General features: G+C 36.0%; 3 protein-coding genes. All 3 read right to left on the reverse strand.

Going from position 1 to position 3,850, the window contains the following annotated elements:
* Nucleotides 1-279: 279 nt before the first annotated feature.
* The 3 genes from QVH07_RS17605 to QVH07_RS17615 all read right to left on the reverse strand — a co-directional run bounded on the left by QVH07_RS17605 (nt 280) and on the right by QVH07_RS17615 (nt 3,129).
* Nucleotides 280-1,425: a DUF4221 family protein gene (locus QVH07_RS17605; RefSeq protein ID WP_290003135.1), complete on the reverse strand. Its 1,146-nt coding sequence runs from the start codon at nt 1,423-1,425 to the stop codon at nt 280-282.
* Between the two features lie 56 nt (nt 1,426-1,481).
* Nucleotides 1,482-1,757: a hypothetical protein gene (locus QVH07_RS17610; protein WP_290003138.1), complete on the reverse strand. Its 276-nt coding sequence runs from the start codon at nt 1,755-1,757 to the stop codon at nt 1,482-1,484.
* A gap of 241 nt (nt 1,758-1,998) precedes the next feature.
* Complete coding sequence (locus tag QVH07_RS17615) at nt 1,999-3,129, reverse strand: hypothetical protein (protein ID WP_290003140.1); 1,131 nt, start codon at nt 3,127-3,129, stop codon at nt 1,999-2,001.
* Nucleotides 3,130-3,850: the final 721 nt, after the last annotated feature.

Genomic DNA, 3,850 nt, shown 5'->3' on the forward strand with positions numbered 1-3,850 from the left:
CTTAGGTTCAGGCTTATAAAGCCTAAAAAGCAGGCTATTTTAATCAAACAACTATTTGAGATTATATTTGATTATTTCATATTCATACCTATCACCCCCCTCTCGGTGTAGAAGAAATATGATTAGGACTAGGTGTAGATTTCATCTACACCTTTATATCCATACAAATTTGTAATTCGCTGAGGTCAGAAACATTACTTTATGAGAGAGGGAAGCAGCATTATAAAGAAATTGTATACCCATTGTCTTATGCTTAAGGATGAGAAAGGTTCACAAATCTTACTCCAATACAATCAAATCTCCCTTTATCCATTGCTCTTCATCTTGATTTCTCTGGTTATAACTGATCCACAAGCCTTCCGAAGTGACAAATGAAAAACCCACATTATAGGTATTCTCCTTAGACAAGAAAAAATCTGAGATGGGTTGAAAGTCTTTATTCAGGACAGAAACCAAAATCCTGTTGTAATTCACATAGTGGAAATCCGGTTCAAAGGAGTTGGGTCTTGGGGGACTACTCAAGCGATAATACATATCTCTATAAGGATCATAGAAAATTTTATAATAGAATGGATTGGCAGCCATAAAAACCTGTTTTTGATCACTACTCATTTCACCATAAGGAATTACATCAGCGTAAGTCTTTTCCCAAGGGGGATTCACATCAACCGATGAAACCTTATCCTCCTTATAATTATATCGATAAACTTTAGGGCTCACAGAAAACGTATATGCAAATCCTTCATCATCCATGGTAGCAGAAGTCAAGAATAGTTTACTCAGATCCAGTCTCTTACTTTGGTAAAACTCAGGATAGTAAATAGGTAAGGACCTGGGTTTTCTAGTTTTTAGAGAGTAGGATGCCAAAATTCTTTTGGTTTCTGGTTGATTGAAGCTCATAAAATACAACAACAGCTCATCCCTTTTGGGATTGAATATCAGTTGTGAAGAAAATCTAAGGGAAGGAAAATTTTCGTAAAGTTTTCCAATTTCATCTCGAGGAAGACTATTCGCAAAATCCGTGTATCTGTTTTTTATTTCTCCTTTACTATTCAGCAAAACAACCGACGAATTCCCCTCTGCCAGATAAATAGAATCTTCATTAAAATAGTAGAAACCCGTGATATCATTCACGGCATTTAGTCCATTAAACTCAAACTGGATGGAGCGTACTAGGGAATCTACCCTCAGGTCTACGATATCCAAGGAATGATTATATACATTGAAAAGAAATAGAGAATCATTCCTCACTTGATTGAAAAAGTAAAACTGGCCTAGGGTATTTCCGGTGCTTATAAATTTTGGCTCAATCGAAAATTTAAGTATTTCCCTCTCACTTGTAGCATCATTACAAGAACTGTGAAAAAACCCCAATAACAGCAACAGTTTTAATCTTTTAAACAAGTATAACCCAAGCCTTTGCATAGTTAGAATTTTAGTCCAGCCCAGTATAAAGCACTGAGCTGGAATACATTAATGTTTTAGCAGGCTCCAATTGGTTTTGTCTTGGACTTACCACATGAGGAATCACTTTTAACTGCGCTACAATACTTCCCCTGGACATACTCGCAATCGAAGTAAAACCATTCTGTTTTTTCTCCCCCTAGTCCTAAATCATCTCCTCCCAAGCTCTGTGCAAGGACGGAATTAAAAGGTTGAGAAAAATCTTGCCCTTTATCCTGGAACAAATTAGAGGAGAAATGCAGACTAAATATCAACAATACTAAGCCTCCAATTTTTAAAACTTTTGATTTCATCTTGTTAGAAATTAAATTTAATCGATTCATTAAAAAGTCCCCAGCGCCGAAAACTTGAACTAAACTTACCCCCCCCCAATTTAAAAATTCAAGTCTTAGTTAAAAGAATCATGAACGAATTTTATAAGTGCTTGGTACTGAATAACTAATTTTTTTTATACCTCTAAGACGTGAGATTGGTCACTTTTTATCACCTGCAATTTTGATTATTCAAAATACATTTTCTCGGAATGGTCGATTTTCATCTAATTTCTAAAGAAGATTTCTGAGCTACTTTGAATAAGTCCACATAAAGCTGCTCCTCATCTTTAAGGCTACTACTCTCAATCGGAACTAGTAACCCTTTCGAAAATACCATGCTTTTCGCCACATCATATTTGCCTTTTGGAAGGATCTCGTTCAGCAGCACTTCCATCCTTTCATTGAGAACTGTCAAGTGGATATCCCTATTTTCAACTAGATACTCATAATAGTCTTTTCCCGAGGGGGGATAGCTATCTAATGCAGGATGAGAAAATCTGTAAAATAGGTTTCTGAAAGGGTCATAGATAAGTTTCAAGTAGTTTGGTGATGTCAACACCCAGTTCTCAAAATAGTCTGAAGTCCATTCCTCCCTATAGGTTTGAGGTTCCGCGAATTGAATCCCATCAAAACTTCTAATGATAAAATCCTTTTGTCGCGAGCTCACAGTGTCTAGCTGAGTTACAATGGGTGCGATTGAATATTGAAAATATAAACCGCCAGGCCCCCAAGTCACGCTTGGAAAAGTGGTGTAATTCAGTGCATCTCCATCGTACTCCTCAGGATGATAACCGTCAAACACTTTCCAAGTGCCATTTGAGATACTTATTTCAGCCCAAACTTTACGTCGATCTATTTGGCTTCTTTTGGCAAAGTATAACAAGACACTTTTTGAATTCCCATTGTAAAATAAATGGGGTGCAAAACCATCAAAAGGGTATTCCTGATATACTTCTTTCTCTATCTGATTAAGTCCAGAAAATAGCCCTATTTGATGATAGATTTTTCCATTTTGATCACTCAGGAAAAGTTTATTTCCGGTAGAAAAAAGTACAGAATCTCTCTGAATATAATAAAAAATATAAGGTTCAAGCTCGAAATCAAACTCAATTTGAGATTCGACTATTTGGGAATCCAAAAGTGATAGTTTGAGCAATGTCTTTTGATAAGAGTCGAAACTATATAGGGTGTCATTACTCAGATGATGCGGATTCGATAAAGATATCTTCCCGGACGTCGGTATATTGTATGTCTCACGAACTAACCTATATTCTTCAATTGCGGAATTATCTGAAGAACAGGAAGACCATGAAGTAAGCGCAATAAAACAGGTAATTAGCCTTAATTTCATAAATTAAAAGATAGGGGAGTTGAACTCCCCTAGGTTCAATATTAGAGACAACTCGTAGGTTTAGTGAATGGGCAATCCTCTCCTTCTGATAAATACCTACATTCGAAAGTATTCTTTTGAGAATTACAAAACTGCTTCTTAAGTTCCGGGTTTCCCGAACCTGGACCTCCTAGACCTTGAGCGCTCGTATAGGTTACTCCGAAGAAACCTAAAACGCTCAATAATGTAAAAGACAAAAACATTTTTTTCATTTTCCTTAAAATTTATAATCAAACGATATATTAAAAAGCCCTCAGCGCCGAAAACTTGAACTAAACTTACCCCCCCCCAATTTAAATTTTCAAGTTTTCGTTAAAAGAATTATGAACGAATTTTATAAGTGTCTGATACCGAGTAACTAAATTTTATTTATGGCCTGTACGTTCTTTTGAGCCCTATTTTTATCAACTGCTTTTTTTCTTTATTCGAATTACATTTTTATGGAAAATTTAAAATTTCGGCTGATCTGCTCTGTTTTCCCTGAGTCTCCAGACACAGGACCTAACTCACTAAAAAAAGCTGCTTCTGGAGAAGCCGAATAATGGAGAAATAAAAACTTCAAATTCGGTCAAAAAATTTACAACCGCTATTTTCAAAGGTAAAGGTCCGATTTCTCCTTTTTTACGGATTATAAATCCTACGACTTAGGTTCAGGCTTATAAAGCCTAAAAAGCAGGCTATT

Source organism: Algoriphagus sediminis, from assembly GCF_030403435.1.
GTDB classification, from domain to species: domain Bacteria; phylum Bacteroidota; class Bacteroidia; order Cytophagales; family Cyclobacteriaceae; genus Algoriphagus; species Algoriphagus sediminis.